Source organism: Microlunatus aurantiacus, assembly GCF_039536605.1.
In the GTDB taxonomy this organism is placed as follows: Bacteria; Actinomycetota; Actinomycetes; order Propionibacteriales; family Propionibacteriaceae; genus Microlunatus; species Microlunatus aurantiacus.
This window is the reverse complement of the sequence record NZ_BAAAYX010000013.1, coordinates 20,876-34,982: the sequence shown is the minus strand read 5'-3', so window position 1 is coordinate 34,982 and position 14,107 is coordinate 20,876. Positions and strand designations below refer to the sequence as shown.

General features: G+C 71.1%; 16 protein-coding genes. 8 read left to right on the top strand and 8 right to left on the bottom strand.

Annotated elements, in window-relative coordinates:
• Positions 1-2 precede the first annotated feature (2 nt).
• Genes sufC through ABD714_RS14010 form a run of 4 tightly spaced genes read left to right on the top strand, consistent with a single transcriptional unit; the run spans position 3 to position 2,966 of the window.
• Positions 3-794, top strand: a complete 792-nt coding sequence (gene sufC, locus ABD714_RS14025) for a Fe-S cluster assembly ATPase SufC (protein ID WP_344813004.1) — start codon at positions 3-5, stop codon at positions 792-794.
• Positions 795-841: 47 nt separating this feature from the next.
• On the top strand, positions 842-2,080 hold the full coding sequence (locus tag ABD714_RS14020) for a cysteine desulfurase (protein WP_344813566.1): 1,239 nt from the start codon (positions 842-844) through the stop codon (positions 2,078-2,080).
• Entirely contained in the window at positions 2,077-2,535 is a 459-nt protein-coding gene (gene sufU, locus ABD714_RS14015) for a Fe-S cluster assembly sulfur transfer protein SufU (protein WP_344813003.1), read from the top strand. The genes ABD714_RS14020 and sufU overlap by 4 nt, the downstream gene beginning before the upstream one ends.
• Positions 2,532-2,966, top strand: coding sequence for a metal-sulfur cluster assembly factor (locus ABD714_RS14010; RefSeq protein WP_344813002.1), 435 nt, complete (start codon positions 2,532-2,534; stop codon positions 2,964-2,966). The genes sufU and ABD714_RS14010 overlap by 4 nt, the downstream gene beginning before the upstream one ends.
• A 31-nt stretch (positions 2,967-2,997) precedes the next feature.
• On the opposite strand, the gene ABD714_RS14005 is transcribed toward ABD714_RS14010, so the two are convergent.
• From ABD714_RS14005 to ABD714_RS13990, 4 genes are all read right to left on the bottom strand, one after another.
• On the bottom strand, positions 2,998-3,417 hold the full coding sequence (locus ABD714_RS14005) for a DUF1810 domain-containing protein (protein ID WP_344813001.1): 420 nt from the start codon (positions 3,415-3,417) through the stop codon (positions 2,998-3,000).
• 29 nt (positions 3,418-3,446) lie between these two features.
• Positions 3,447-4,019 (bottom strand): hypothetical protein, encoded by a 573-nt coding sequence (locus ABD714_RS14000; protein ID WP_344813000.1) that lies wholly within the window; start codon positions 4,017-4,019, stop codon positions 3,447-3,449.
• Positions 4,020-4,055: 36 nt separating this feature from the next.
• Complete coding sequence (locus ABD714_RS13995) at positions 4,056-5,804, bottom strand: HNH endonuclease (RefSeq protein ID WP_344812999.1); 1,749 nt, start codon at positions 5,802-5,804, stop codon at positions 4,056-4,058.
• A 332-nt stretch (positions 5,805-6,136) separates the two neighbouring features.
• Positions 6,137-6,985, bottom strand: a complete 849-nt coding sequence (locus tag ABD714_RS13990; RefSeq protein WP_344812998.1) for an oxygenase MpaB family protein — start codon at positions 6,983-6,985, stop codon at positions 6,137-6,139.
• Between the two features lie 92 nt (positions 6,986-7,077).
• Between ABD714_RS13990 and abc-f the strand changes: the two genes are divergently transcribed.
• From abc-f to ABD714_RS13975, 3 genes are all read left to right on the top strand, one after another.
• On the top strand, positions 7,078-8,676 hold the full coding sequence (gene abc-f / locus ABD714_RS13985; protein ID WP_344812997.1) for a ribosomal protection-like ABC-F family protein: 1,599 nt from the start codon (positions 7,078-7,080) through the stop codon (positions 8,674-8,676).
• 214 nt (positions 8,677-8,890) lie between these two features.
• Positions 8,891-9,670 carry a helix-turn-helix domain-containing protein gene (locus ABD714_RS23090; protein ID WP_425562398.1) on the top strand — a complete coding sequence of 260 codons (780 nt, stop codon included), beginning with the start codon at positions 8,891-8,893 and terminating at the stop codon, positions 9,668-9,670.
• Positions 9,671-9,690: 20 nt separating this feature from the next.
• The gene (locus ABD714_RS13975; protein ID WP_344812996.1) at positions 9,691-10,485 is read left to right on the top strand and encodes an enoyl-CoA hydratase/isomerase family protein; all 795 of its coding nucleotides are present in this window, start codon (positions 9,691-9,693) and stop codon (positions 10,483-10,485) included.
• On the opposite strand, the gene ABD714_RS13970 is transcribed toward ABD714_RS13975, so the two are convergent.
• The 4 genes from ABD714_RS13970 to ABD714_RS13955 are packed head-to-tail and all read right to left on the bottom strand — an operon-like array spanning position 10,466 to position 13,193.
• On the bottom strand, positions 10,466-11,317 hold the full coding sequence (locus tag ABD714_RS13970) for a putative RNA methyltransferase (protein WP_344812995.1): 852 nt from the start codon (positions 11,315-11,317) through the stop codon (positions 10,466-10,468). The two genes, ABD714_RS13975 and ABD714_RS13970, sit on opposite strands and share 20 nt — an antisense overlap.
• Positions 11,314-12,075, bottom strand: a complete 762-nt coding sequence (locus ABD714_RS13965; RefSeq protein WP_344812994.1) for an SDR family oxidoreductase — start codon at positions 12,073-12,075, stop codon at positions 11,314-11,316. Before ABD714_RS13965 ends, ABD714_RS13970 begins: the two co-directional genes overlap by 4 nt.
• A 41-nt stretch (positions 12,076-12,116) precedes the next feature.
• Positions 12,117-12,893, bottom strand: coding sequence for an SURF1 family cytochrome oxidase biogenesis protein (locus ABD714_RS13960; RefSeq protein WP_344812993.1), 777 nt, complete (start codon positions 12,891-12,893; stop codon positions 12,117-12,119).
• A 9-nt stretch (positions 12,894-12,902) separates the two neighbouring features.
• A complete protein-coding gene (locus tag ABD714_RS13955) occupies positions 12,903-13,193 on the bottom strand; it encodes a DUF6457 domain-containing protein (RefSeq protein ID WP_344812992.1) in 291 nt (96 codons plus the stop codon).
• A gap of 45 nt (positions 13,194-13,238) precedes the next feature.
• On the opposite strand from ABD714_RS13955, the gene fdhD reads away from it, so the two are divergent.
• Entirely contained in the window at positions 13,239-14,084 is an 846-nt protein-coding gene (fdhD, locus tag ABD714_RS13950) for a formate dehydrogenase accessory sulfurtransferase FdhD (protein WP_344812990.1), read from the top strand.
• Positions 14,085-14,107: the final 23 nt, after the last annotated feature.

Here is a 14,107-nt window from a genome sequence, read left to right as displayed (position 1 = left end):
CCATGTCCACACTCGAGATCCGCGACCTGCACGTGTCGGTCAACACCGAGGCCGGTGAGAAGGAGATCCTCAAGGGGGTCGACCTGACCATCCGCAGCGGCGAGACGCACGCGATCATGGGCCCGAACGGGTCCGGCAAGTCCACCCTGGCCTACTCGATCGCCGGTCACCCGAAGTACACGATCACCTCCGGGACCGTCACCCTGGACGGCCGGGACCTGTTGACCCTGAGCGTCGACGAGCGTGCGCGGGCCGGGTTGTTCCTGGCCATGCAGTACCCGGTCGAGGTGCCGGGAGTGTCGGTGGCCAACTTCCTGCGCACGGCCAAGACGGCCATCGACGGCGAGGCGCCGAAGCTGCGCACCTGGGTCAAGGACGTCAACGGCGCCATGGACCGGGTCCAGATGGACCGCGAGTTCGCCCAGCGCAGCGTCAACGAGGGCTTCTCCGGTGGCGAGAAGAAGCGTCACGAGATCGTCCAGCTGGAGCTGCTCAACCCGCAGTTCGCGATCTTGGACGAGACCGACTCCGGGCTCGACATCGACGCCCTGCGGGTGGTTTCCGAGGGTGTCAACCGCTTCTCCGCCCAGGGCGATCGCGGCGTGCTGCTGATCACCCACTACACGCGGATCCTCCGCTACATCAAGCCCGATTTCGTGCACGTCTTCGTGGCCGGTCGGGTGGCCGAGCAGGGCGGGGCCGAGCTGGCCGAGCGTCTCGAGGCGGAGGGCTACGACCGGTACGTCCGGGCGGCTGCCGCCGCGACCGCGGGCGCGGGTGTGGAGCGGGTCTGATGAGCGCACCCGCGGTGTCGGCTCCGGCGGCGGAGGTGGTCGATGAGATCGCCTTCGACGTCGACGCGCTCCGGGCCGACTTCCCGATCCTGGAGCGGGAGGTCGACGGTCGGCCGCTGGTTTACCTCGACAGCGCGAACACCTCGCAGAAGCCCCGGTGCGTGGTCGAGGCGATCGAGGACCACTACCTCAACCACAACGCCAACGTGGCGCGCGCCATGCACGTGCTGGGGGCGGAGGCGACGGCGGCGTTCGAGGGCGGCCGACAGGCGGTCGCCTCCTTCATCGGGGCCACGCGTCCCGAGGAGGTGATCTTCACCAAGAACGCTTCCGAGGCGCTGAACCTCTGCGCCCACACGCTGGGTGCGCGCTTGCGGCCGGGCGACGAGATCGTCATCTCGGTGATGGAGCACCACTCCAACATCGTGCCGTGGCAGCTGCTGGCCGAGCGTACGGGCGCCACCCTCCGCTGGTTCGACGTGACCGAGGAGGGCCGGCTGGACCTGGCCGGGGCCGCCGCGTCGGGGCTGGTGAACGAGCGGACCAAGATCATCTCGGTGGCGTACGTGTCCAACGTGCTCGGCACCGTCAACCCGGTCCGGGAGATCGTCGCGCTGGGTCACGCCGTCGGGGCGACGGTCGTGCTGGACGCGTCGCAGGCCGTCCCGCAGCTGCCCGTCGACGTGACCGCCCTCGGCGCGGACCTGGTCGCCTTCACCGGCCACAAGATGGTCGGTCCGACCGGGATCGGCGTGCTGTGGGGCCGCTACGACCTGTTGGCCGAGCTGCCGCCCTTCCTCGGCGGCGGCGAGATGATCGAGGTGGTCAAGATGACCGGCTCGACCTTCGCCGCACCGCCGCACCGCTTCGAGGCGGGTACGCCGCCGATCGCGCAGGCCGTGGGGCTGGGGGCGGCCGTCGGCTACCTGTCCGCCATCGGCATGTCGGCGATCGCCGCGCACGAGCAGGAGATCACCGCGTACGCGCTGGAGGGCCTGAAGACCGTGCCGGGACTGCGGATCATCGGTCCCAGCGAGCCGGTCGACCGTGGGGGAGCTGTGGCGTTCACGCTGCCCGACATCCACCCGCACGACATCAGCCAGCTGCTCGACAGCCGGGGGATCGCCGTTCGTGGCGGTCACCACTGCGCGCGGCCGCTGCACGAGCGGTTCGGGGTGCAGTCCTCGACCCGGGCGTCGTTCTACCTGTACACGACAGCGGCCGAGATCGACGCCCTGGTGGACGGTCTGGGCTACACGCAGCGCTTCTTCGGAGGGGGACGATGAAGGTCGAGGACCTCTACCAGGAGATCATCCTGGATCACTACCGGGCCAAGCACCACAGCGGTCTGCGGGAGCCGTACGAGGCCGAGGTGCACCACGTGAACCCCAGCTGCGGCGACGAGGTGACGCTCCGGCTGCACGTCAGCGACGGGGTGGTCAGCGACGTGTCGTACGAGGGTGTGGGCTGCTCGATCTCGCAGGCCTCGACCTCGGTGATGACCGATCTGGTGATCGGTCAGCCGGTGGCCGAGGGACTCGCGCTGCACGAGGAGTTCCTGACCATGATGCAGAGCAAGGGAACGTACGAGCCGGACGAGGAGCAGCTGGAGGACGCCGTAGCGTTCGTCGGTGTCGCTCGCTTCCCGGCTCGGGTGAAGTGCGCACTGCTCGGCTGGTCGGCGTTCAAGGACGCCGCCCTGCGGACGGGTGTGCAGGAGACGACGGAGGGACGATCATGACCGACACGACCGAGACCCGTGAGACGACCAGCACCGGGCAGGTGCCGACCGAGGAGACCGTACGGCCGTCGGACCGGGTGGTCGACCAGCTGCCCGACGTCGACCTGACCGAGCTCAGCGGAGCCGGGAGCGAGGAGGACCTCTGGGAGGCCCTCAAGGACGTGGTGGATCCCGAGCTCGGGATCAACGTCGTCGACCTGGGCCTGATCTACGGACTGCACCTGGAACCCGACAACACGCTCACGATCGACATGACGCTGACCTCGGCGGCCTGTCCGCTCACCGACGTGATCGAGGACCAGACCAACACCGCCCTCGAGGGTCTGGTCAACGGCTTCGCGATCAACTGGGTGTGGATGCCGCCGTGGGGCCTGGAGAAGATCACCGACGACGGTCGCGATCAGCTGCGGGCGCTCGGCTTCAACGTCTGACCGTCGCCGGGACTCCCGCCGGCGGTCGGGGTCACAGCCGCTCCAGCGTGGCGGGGTCCTCGGCGCCGTCGAAGAACGCGTCCAGCACCGTACGGAACACGGCCTGGCTCTCGTCGGCATGCGCGAAGAGCGTCATCGACGAGCCCAGCTTGATCGCGTCGATGCCCCCGAGGATCTGCTCCGCGCTGCGGTCGCGGTGCGTCAGCACCGACTCGGCCGCGGTCACGAGCCGGGGTCCGAGCACCGGGTGGGTCAGGTACGCGCGGGCCTCGCCGAGATCGCTGAGGGCATACCGCTGCGCCATCGCGCTGCGGCCGAGACCGGCGATCTGCGGGAACACGAACCACATCCAGTGGCTGGTCTTGCGTCCGGCGCGGAGCTCGCGCAGGGCCTGGTCGTAGGTGCCGCCGGCGTCCTGCGCGGCGACGAAGTGCTCGAGGTCGTGGGTCACGGGACCGATCGTCGCACGACCCGGTCAGGTCAGACGGCGGCGGCGAACGTCTCGATGGCGGTGAGGGCGTCGTCTAGCGCGACCAGCGATCCCCGCCAGTCCGCTCGGTGCAGCGCGTGGTCGACCTCGGCGAGTTCCAGCACCGTCTGGTCGCTGGGTCGGCCGGAGGGGTTCGCCCACAGCCGGTCGGAGGCCCCGCCGATCAGCAACGACGGGGCCGCGTAGTGGCTCAAGGCGTCGGCGACGAACGGGTCGGTCATCACCGGGGTCAGCCAGATCGCCGGGTAGCCGCGGTCCGACGCCCACGCCGCCGCGTACGAACCCAGGGACTTCGCCAGCACCAGCGTCTGCCCATCGCCGGCTTCGGCGTCGAGCAGCTGCGCGCCACGTTCGACGAAGCTCCGGCACTCGGCGTCGGTGATGCCGCCGGCGTCCCACCGCATGGTGGTGACCTCCCATCCCACCTGGACGAGGACCTGACAGGCCCAGAACAGGGCGGGATGGTCGACGGTGTACCCACCGCCAGGAAGCACGAGAGCGCTCCCGCGCACCTCCCCGGGCGGGGAGGCGAACCAGGGCCTGACCTCGTAGCGATCTCCCACCCCTGCAGTATGTCCGGCCCGCGCCGACGTACGTGGTCAGGCGAGCGGCACGGTCGCAGCTGTGTGCCAGACCTGGTGGGCCCAGTGGCGGTCGCCGAGTAGGAGGGTGCCTTGGTTGGTGGTGAGGGCGACGAGTCCCTCGGGTGAGCGCCACAGGTAGGTGCCGAGGTCGGGTTGTCGGGCTTGCCAGCCGCCGAGGGTCTTCGCCCGGTGCTCGGTCCGGGTCAGCGGTCCGAGGTTGCCCAGGCTGGTTTGGCCGGGTGGCCCGTTGCCGGTGTGGGGGATGGTGTGGTCCAGGTCGAGCCGGCCACCGGTGCTGATGGTGGTGGCGGGGCTGAACGGCCGCACCGATCCGGGATGCCGCACGGTCATGGCCTGCCGCAGTCGTTGGGGGATCTCGTAGGCGTCGACCGCCGCAGTGGTGGCCGGGTCGAGGACGGGTCGGATCGTGATTGTCGGATCGGCTTGGGTCAGCCAGTGCCGGAACTGGTCGAGGGTGATCGGGCCGTGGTCGGTGCGGACCACTCCGTGCTGCTCGAACAGGGTCTGGTCGGTGACGTGGACGTGGATCACCACACGCGGTCCAGATCCGCTGGTCTCTTCCGGCGCGAACGGGCGCGGATCGAACCGGGAACCCACCGGTGGACGGCGGAACGCGACCGGCACGAGGTCTGTTGTCGCTGATTCATGATCACGAGCCGATTCCGGGGTCGGCGCCGCGACGACGGCGGGCTCGTCGGGCGAGCTCTCGACACCGTCGCGCTGCCGCCGGAACCAAGCCAGATCAGCATCGTCGACCGGCGGTTCCTCCGGCGCGGGCTCCTCGGCCGGACCCGCGTGTTGGCTGGTCCAGCAGTCGTCGTCGAGATCATCAAGCGTTGGCTGGTGGACGTTGCCGTGGCTCGCGGTCTCCCACCCAGCCGTCGGCAGATCATCGGCCCACGGGTCGGTCGGATCTGCTTGGTGCGCGGCAACCTGCTCGTCCGGGGTCTGGTGGACGTCCGGCTGGTCGGCGTGGCGGGCCAGCAGGTCCCGCAGCCGCGGCTGGTAGGCGATGATCCCGACCGCCTTCGACCGGCGGACCGCGACCGGGTCCTCATCTCCGTCCTCGGCCAGACACTCCGCCACCCGGTCCACCAACGCCAGGAATGCTGTCGCATCGCCCGCCTCGACCCGCGCCACCAGGGTGCGGAGCCCGTCACCGGACTGGGTGGCCCGCACATCCCGTTGCGCCGCCGCCCGCGCCGCGCGTTGCTGGTAGGTCTTCTCGTCGACCTGCAACAGGGTGGCGTCCAGCAGCTTCTCGAACCGGCCCCAGGCCAGCAGCTCGACCTGGCCGGTCACGACCGCGTCGACCGCTGCCGCTGCGACCGGGGACAGCTCACTGGTCCGGTGGGCAACCTCCCGGGCCTTCCACGCCAGCATCTCCCCGGCCTTGACCCGTTCCCACAGCCTCGGCAGCCGGTGCCGGATGTTCACGGCGTCCCCGATCAGCAGCCGGGCCGCAGCCACGCTCGACCGCTGCGCCAACGCCAACGACGACGGACAGGTCTCCGCCACCAACGGGGTGCCGAGCGGACCCATCCGCACGAACCGGTCCAGCAACACCGACGACTCCCGATCAGCCTGCTCGGGATCCGTGGTCTCGCCGTGGCAGTCCGCCCACGCCGCCGCCAGCTGCAGCTTGCGGCACCCCACCCGCCGCTCGGTCGCGTGGTTGTCCGCAGCCAGGCTGAGCAGCGCACCCGGATCCCCGAGCGACTCCTCCAACCACTGTTCGAACATAAAGACGATTATATTCGAACCGGCACTCCTGGCCTAGACCCAGGAGCGAGATCTTCTTTGTGTAGCAGGGGATCTGGCCCACGGAGTCAACCAGAAGACGGCTCGCGGCTGACGGTCGTGCCTCCCGACCAGGAGTCGCGAGCCGGTCAGTGACGGCGGTGGCGACCTTGTCGTGCAGATCATGCTGTATCGGCTCAGGTTGGTGAATCGGCTGAACGCATCCCAGGCGCGCGGCCGTCGGACTGGCTGGTCGATTCGAGGACGTCACTGATCTGAGTCCACGACGCACCACGGAGCCCGAGACGACTCTGCGACTTGGGTGAAGGTCGACCTCAAGCAGGCGTGAGGGCCCAACGCAGACCGGCCAGGGTGGTCCGGGTGACGGGTCGGCTGATCACCCGATCGGTGATCGGCAACGTCGGGAGCTCCAGCATGGCGCGGGACCAGATCGGGAGCGTGGCGATCGCCCCGGCCGTCATGGAGCGGTAGCCGACCTGCTCGAACGTGGAGAGCGGCGGGTGCTTCAGCAGCAGCTCCCGGGCTTCCCGCGCCTCGTCGGTCATCCGGAGTCCCGGACGGTACGCCGCGAGCGCGTCCGCCAGCTCGGCGACGGTGGTCGGCGGTTCGAGCACACCGAGCCGGCGTGCGGTCCCGGCCGCCTGCTCCACATAGCGATCGCGCTCGGTCGCGCTGAGCGGCGACGCGCCGAACTGGTCGTGGGTGGTCAGGAAGCTGTCGATCTCGGCGACGTGCACCCAGGCCAGGAGCTCCGGCTCGTCGGCCCGGTAGGGCAGTCCGTCCGCTGTGTGTCCCTCGATCCGGCTGTGGATCCGGTTGATCGCGGTGATCATCCGCTCGGCGGCCGGAACCGTGCCGTACGTGGTGGTGGCCAGGAAGGCGCTGGTGCGCTGGAGCCGACCCCACGGGTCCCCACGGAAGCCGGAGTGCTGGCTGACCGCCGCCATCGCCCGGGGATGCAGCGACTGCAGCAGCAGTGCGCGGATGCCGCCGACGAACATCGAGGCATCGGCGTGCACCCGCCAGATCGGGTCCTCCGGGCTGAACCAGCGTGGTCCGGCGGCCTCGAAGATGCGCGTGTGGGCGGCCTCGAAGTCCGGGCCGGCGATCCGACGTCGGACCACGGCGGCCATCCCCGTACGGAGGCGAGCGATGAACGTCACACAGGTGTTTCCCCGTGAGCGGCGGTCGCGGACGCAGCCAGCCGGTCAGCGGGTTTGGGTCCCGGCCCCAGATGTGGAACCGTTGACCCGCCATGCTGGTAGCCAGAGACCTCGAGATCCGCGCGGGTGCGCGCCTGCTGCTGGAGCATGCCACTTTCCAGATCGCCACCGGCGACAAGATCGGCCTCGTCGGCCGCAATGGAGCCGGCAAGACCACCCTCACCAAGATCCTCGCGGGTGAGGCGGCCCCGGCCGCCGGTTCGGTGACCCCCGGCGGTCAGGTCGGTTACCTGCCGCAGGACCCGCGCACCGGCGACCTGGACGTGCTGGCCAAAAACCGCATCCTGTCGGCTCGGGGCCTTGACTCCGTGGTGGCCCGGCTGCGGGACGCCGAGGTGGCGATGGCCGACGACTCACCCGAGGTGCAGGACCGGGCGATGGCGAAGTACGCCCGCGCGGAGGCCGAGCTGGCCGCCGCTGGAGGCTACGCCGCCGAGTCCGAGGCTGCGCGGATCGCGAGCAACCTGGGGCTCCAGGAGCGGGTGCTGCACCAGCCCCTGCGGACCCTGTCGGGCGGCCAGCGCCGCCGGGTCGAGCTCGCCCGGATCCTGTTCTCCGGCGCGGAGACGCTGTTGCTGGACGAGCCCACCAACCACCTGGACGCCGACTCGATCGGCTGGTTGCGCAGCTACCTGCAGGGTTACGGCGGCGGTCTGATCGTGATCAGCCACGACGTCGGGCTGCTGGCGGCCACGGTGACCAAGGTGTTCCACCTGGACGCGAACCGGGCCGAGCTCGACATCTACGCGATGGACTGGAAGCGCTACCTGCAGCAGCGGGAGACCGACGAGAAGCGTCGCCGTCGGGAGCGGATGAACGCCGAGCGCAAGGCCGACCAGCTGATGACCCAGGCCGACAAGATGCGCGCCAAGGCGACCAAGGCCGTGGCCGCCCAGAACATGGCGCGCAGGGCCGAGCGGCTGCTGGCAGGCATCGAGGGCGAGCGGGTGGCCGACCGCGTGGCCAAGATCAGGTTCCCCGACCCGGCTCCGAGCGGCAAGACCCCGTTGACGGCCGTCGACCTGAGCAAGTCCTACGGCTCGCTCGAGGTCTTCACCGGTGTCGACCTCGCCATCGACCGAGGGAGTCAGGTCGTCATCCTCGGCCTCAACGGGGCGGGGAAGACCACGCTGCTGAGGATCCTGGCCGGGGTCGAGGAGTCCGACACCGGTGAGGTGCGCCCGGGTCACGGGCTCCGGTTGGGCTACTACGCCCAGGAGCACGAGACCCTCGACACCTCCCGCAGCGTGCTGGCCAACATGAAGACGGCGGCGCCGCACCTCAACGACACCGACGTCCGGAAGGTGCTCGGTTCGTTCCTGTTCTCCGGCGACGACGTGGACAAGCCGGCGTCCGTGCTCTCCGGGGGCGAGAAGACCCGACTGGCGCTGGCCGTGCTGGTGGTGTCCAGCGCGAACGTGCTGCTGCTGGACGAGCCGACCAACAACCTGGATCCGGCCTCCCGGGCCGAGGTGCTGGACGCCATCCGGCGGTACGCCGGGGCCGTCGTCCTGGTCACCCACGACGAGGGCGCCGTCGACGCGCTCGACCCGGATCGGGTGCTGCTGCTGCCCGACGGCGTCGAGGACCTGTGGAACCCGGACTACGCGGATCTGATCACCCTCGCCTGAGATCAGCCCCGTCTGATCGTCCGTCCCCGGAGACGTGCCGACGGGGTCGTCCGATGATCATCGGACGCTCGGCGATCATGGACCTCTCCGTCCGGCCGACCCGCCGTGAGCCATGATCATTGCCCGCAGGGGGCAGTAATTGTGCGGGAAAGGTGCTAGAAAGTGACTGATCGGTGATCTTCGTCTGATCAGTCACCCTGCTCGAGGAGGCGCAATGGCCAAGGTTGTCAGAGGCACCCGGATCACGGGGGCGCAGCGCGAGACGCTCGCCGCGCAGTACGCCAAGAAGTACGAGTCCGGGCAGAGCATCCGCAAGATCGCCGAGTCGGCGGGCCGGTCCTTCGGCTTCGTGCACGGGGTCCTGGTCGAGCACGGTGTGGTCCTGCGCGGCCGTGGTGGCGCCACCCGAGGTGCGAAGCGGGCGGCGAGTGGCGCAGCCAAGAAGGCGAGCACCGGCACCTCGGCGGCGACCCCGGCGCAGAAGACAGCGGCGCAGAAGACAGCGGCGAAGAAGGCCCCGGCGAAGAAGGCCCCCGCGAAGACGACCGCGAAGAAGGCGGCGGTCGACACGTCAGCGACGGCCGCTTCCACCAAGACCGCAGCGGCGAAGAAGGCGACGCCGGCGAAGAAGTCGTCGGCCACCAAGGCAGCGGGCAAGGTGGCGGCGTCAGCCCCGGCGAAGGCGACCGCCACGAAGGCCGCCAAGACCAGCCCGGCCAAGAGCAGCCCCGCCAAGACGACGACGAAGAAGTCCGCCGCCAAGGCGACCCCGGCGAAGGCCGCGGCCACGACGTCGGCGGCCAAGGCACCGCCGGCCACGTCCGCGGCGAAGAAGTCGTCGGCGAAGTCTGCGCCCAGCGCGGCTGCGAAGAAGACGTCGGCCACGAAGTCGTCGGCCGGCAAGGCCGCCGCCAAGGCACCCGCGGCCACGACCTCGACGACCAAGACGGCGGCCAAGAAGACCACCAAGAAGGCGGCGGCGAAGAAGAGCTGAACCCGACCGGCGCCTCTCCCGTGGAGGAGATCTCGCTGCCGGGCGGGGTCGAGCTGGTTCTCGACGAGAACCGTCGGACCGCTCGGGTCCGGCTCGACCGCCCGGACGTCCGCAACGCCCAGACGATGGCCACCTGGTCGGCTCTGGCCCGGGCGGCCGACCTGATCCGCGCCCGGGACGCGATCTCCGTGGTGGTGCTGAGCGGGGCCGGCCCCGACTTCAGCGCCGGGCTGGACCTGCGGATGCTGCGCGGCGACGCCCCGGCGGGTGAGGGTGACGTGCGGGAGCTGCTGGGCCGCGACGATGCCGGTGTCCGCGGCGCCATCGCGGACTTCCAGAGGGGTTTCACCTGCTGGCGGGAGCTGCCGGCGATCGTCGTCGCGGTGATCACCGGGCGCGCGGTCGGAGCCGGCTTCCAGCTGGCCCTCGCCGCCGACCTGCGCATCCTCAGCGAGGACGCGGTCCTGGTGATGGCCGAAGCCCGGTTGGGCCTCGTGCCCGACCTCGGCGGCACCCGGCGGTTGATGGAGATCGTCGGCTACGCGCACGCCCTGGAGATCTGTGCCACCGCTGGACCGGTGGACGCGCGTCGGGCCGAGCGGCTGGGACTGGCGAACGCCGTGGTGCCGAACGAGGATCTGGACGCCGCCGTCGAGCGGCAGCTCGACGCCCTTCGCGCCGTCGACCCTGTCGTCTCCCGTGCGGTCAAGACCCTGATGGTCGGCGCCACCGCTTCCACCCCGGCCGAGCAGCTGGCGGCCGAGCGAGCGGCTCAGGTCCCGCTGCTCCGGAAGATCACCGGGACCAGCGGGTGATCACGCAGGAGAGCGTCACGGGCCGGGGCCAGGCCAGCGCTGCGGCGGCGGCGCGGACCTGGTCGACCCGGGTGTGGAAGGCGTTCGGCCCCATCAGGATCGAGCGGACGGCGTCGTCGGCGGTCCACGGGTCGACCTGCTCGACCAGCTGCTGATCGGCAGTGGTCAGCCCCGCCGCTCTGAAGACCTCGATCAGCCGTTGCTCCTTGTCCTCCTGCACCCCCAGCAGACCGAACGTCCCCCGCAGCTCGGCGAGGTGATGAGCACCGGGCGTCACCGTGATCACGCAGCCGTCGGGTCGGAGCACCCGCGCGAACTCGACGGCGTTGCGGGGGGAGAAGACGCTGAGCACGACGTCCACGCCGTCATCGACCACGGGTAGCGCACCCCACGCGTCGGCCGTGGCGACCGCCAGCCGTGGATGCCGGCGGGCGGCCCGCCGACAGGCGGCCACCGAGATGTCCAGCCCGAGCGCGCGGGCCTCGGGTCGGACGTCGAGCACGGCGGCCGCGTAGTGACCGGTGCCGGTGCCGACGTCGACCACATCGCGCGCCGCGGGCGGCGACGCGGCGGCCAGTGCGTCGGACAGCACCGCGTACCGACCGGAGTCCAGCAGCTCGGCCCGGGCCGCGACCATCGCGGGGGAGTCCGCGTGCGGCGGCTGGGCGGCACCGGTCAGGTTCACGTACCCCTGCCGGGCGAGGTCGAAGGCGTGCCCCCGGTCGCACCGTACGGTCGCCGCCGTCAGCGAGAAGGCTCCGCCGCAGCGGGGGCACCGCAGCAGGTCGATCGCCTCCGCCAGCGCCGCGGGCACGGCGCGGCTCCCGGTCACAGCGCCCGGGTCGCGCCGCCGTCCACGGCCACCACGCTGCCGGTGAGGTACGAGGCGGCGGGCGAGAGGAGGAACGCCGCCACGGACCCGAACTTCTCGGGGCGGCCGTAGCGACGCAGCGGGATGGTCTGCTCGGCGGCCGTCCGGGCCGCCGCGGGGTCGTCGGCCAGCTGGTCGAGGTGCTTGACCCGGTCCGTCTCCACCCGGCCGGGCAGCAGGGCCACCACGCGGGTGCCGTCCGGACCGAGCTCGTCGGCCAGCTGCTTGACCAGCATGGCCAGCCCCGGCCGCAGTCCGTTCGACACCGCGAGGCCACCGACCGGTGCCTTGACCGAGGTCGACAGCACCCAGGCGATGGCCAGGTCGTCGGCGGTGCCGTGCGCCACCACGGCGCGGGTCACTCGCAGCGCCGCCAGGAAGACCGACTCGAACCCCGCCACCCAGTCGCTGTCGGGCGTGCCCAGGGCGCTCCCGGGCGCCGGCCCGCCCGCGCTGACCAGGGCCCCGTCCAGCCGTCCCCAGGTGTCCAGGGCGAGCCGGCAGGCGTTCTCGGCGGTGGCCGGGTCGGCCAGGTCCGCGGTGAGGGAGACAGCCTGCTCGACTCCGAAGGCCGCCACGACCTCGGTGAGCACGTCGTCGCGGCGGGCGACCAGCACCACCTTGGCCCCCTCCGTGACCAGCTGCTGGGCCGTGGCCCGGCCCAGGCCGCTGCTCGCGGCGGTGACGACGAAGACTCGATCACGCAATCCCAGATCCATGCCCCGATCCTGGCACGGGCGTCGGCGGGACCGGCGGGTGATCAGGTGTCGGCCGGTGTGCGCTGCCGCTCGCCCTCGGCCTCGGCGGCCGCCTTCTCCCGGGCCGTGCGCCGGTCACGCAGGTCGGAGCGGATGAACACCACGATTCCGAGGATCCCGATGCCCGCGAACATGAACCACTGCATCGCGTACCAGAAGTGCGGCCCGCTGGTGAGCTCGGGCACGGCGACCGGGACGAAGCCGCCCTCCTGACCGGGACTGACCTCGATCGCGCTGATGAAGCCGTTGGCGACCGGGTAGCCGACGGCCGGTGCCAGCGCATCGGAGTTGATCAGGCGCACCGAGCCGTTCACCGGGCTGACGGCCCCCTGGCGGCCCAGCTCGTTGCGCCGGACGTAACCGAGCACGCGCACCTCGCCCGCCGGCGGCGGCGGCCCCGCAGCGGGGATCCCGGTGCCCGGCACGACCTGGATGAACCCCCGGTCGACCAGCACCGAACCGGTGGCGGTACGGAGCGGGGTGACGACCACGTAGCCGCGGTCCTCGCCGTTGTTGCGGTTGCGGACCACGAACTGGTGGTCGCCGTCGAAGGTGCCGGTGGCGGTGACGCGCTGCCACTGGTCGGCGTCGACGATCACCCGGTCGAAGACCTGCTCGTACGGCCTGACCGGCGCCTGCTCGTTGCTGATGGTGGTGGCGTTGCGGTTCTCGCGCTCGGCGAGCCGGCGCAGCTGCCACTCACCGAGGTTCACGAACACGACGGCGAGGGCCACCACGAAGACGACCAGCAGCGCCCATCGCATCCACAGCCGTCGCACGCCCCCAGGTTAGGCGCTCTCGTGACCCGTCGGCGGATCCGCGGTGGGCGGCTCGGTCGCCGCCGGTGCGGCGTCGCCGAGAGCCAGGGTCGTGACACTCGCTGCCGCGCCACCCAGGGACTGGCCGCGACCGACCGCCACGCCGACCAGGAAGCTGGTGAGGGGAGCCGCCAGCCGCTCCACCTCGTGGGCGGAGTCACGAGCCAGGTCGAGCAGGGTGTGGATGCTGTTGTTGTCGAGCTCGACGTCGGTGATGCCGAGCTCCTCGGAGACGGCGTCCAGCCAGGTGCTGAGCTCCACGGTCTCACTCCTCGTCGTCTTGGGGCGGTTTGGTTGGATGTTCTCATGGGGCGGGTGACGCAGCGGCGGGCGGTGGTGCGCGTGGGGGTGAACCGACCCGGGCGGACGGTGGACACCGTCGCGGTCGAGGAGCCGCTGGAGATCCGGCTCGACGGTCGGGCGTTCCAGGTGACGATGCGCACACCCGGTGACGACATCGACCTCGTGCACGGTCTGCTGCACAGCGAGCAGGTGATCGCCGAGGCGGCCCACGTGGTGCTCGCCCGCTACTGCGCCGGCACCGGACCCGACGGCGTCAACACCTACAACGTCGTGGACGTCACCCTGGGTGACGGGGCGGTGCCACCGGACCCGGGCCTGCAGCGCAACGTGCTCACGTCGAGCGCCTGCGGGGTGTGTGGAGCCACCAGCATCGACGCGGTCACCCGGGTCGCCCGGCACGCCCTGTCGCACGTCGAGGTGAGCAGCGAGGTGCTGCTGGCGGCACCGGCCCTGGTCCGGCCGCAGCAGACCGTCTTCGACAAGACCGGTGGCGTGCACGCCGCCGCCCTGCTCGGTCGCGACGGCCGGGTCCTCTGCGTACGGGAGGACGTCGGCCGCCACAACGCCGTGGACAAGGTGATCGGCTGGGCGCTGCGGCAGGACCGGCTGCCGCTGACGGACGCGATCCTCTACGTCTCCAGCCGCGCCTCGTTCGAGGTCACCCAGAAGGCGGTGCTGGCCGGGATCGGGGTGCTGGTCGCGGTGTCCGCCCCCAGCTCCCTGGCCGTCGAGCTGGCCGAGCGGGTCGGTCTCACCCTGGCCGGGTTCGTCCGTGGCGACTCGATGAACCTCTACACCCACCCCGAGCGCGTCCGGCAGGGGGCCGAGGTCACCGCCGCCGTGCCGTGACATAGCGTCGAGTCTCCGCGACG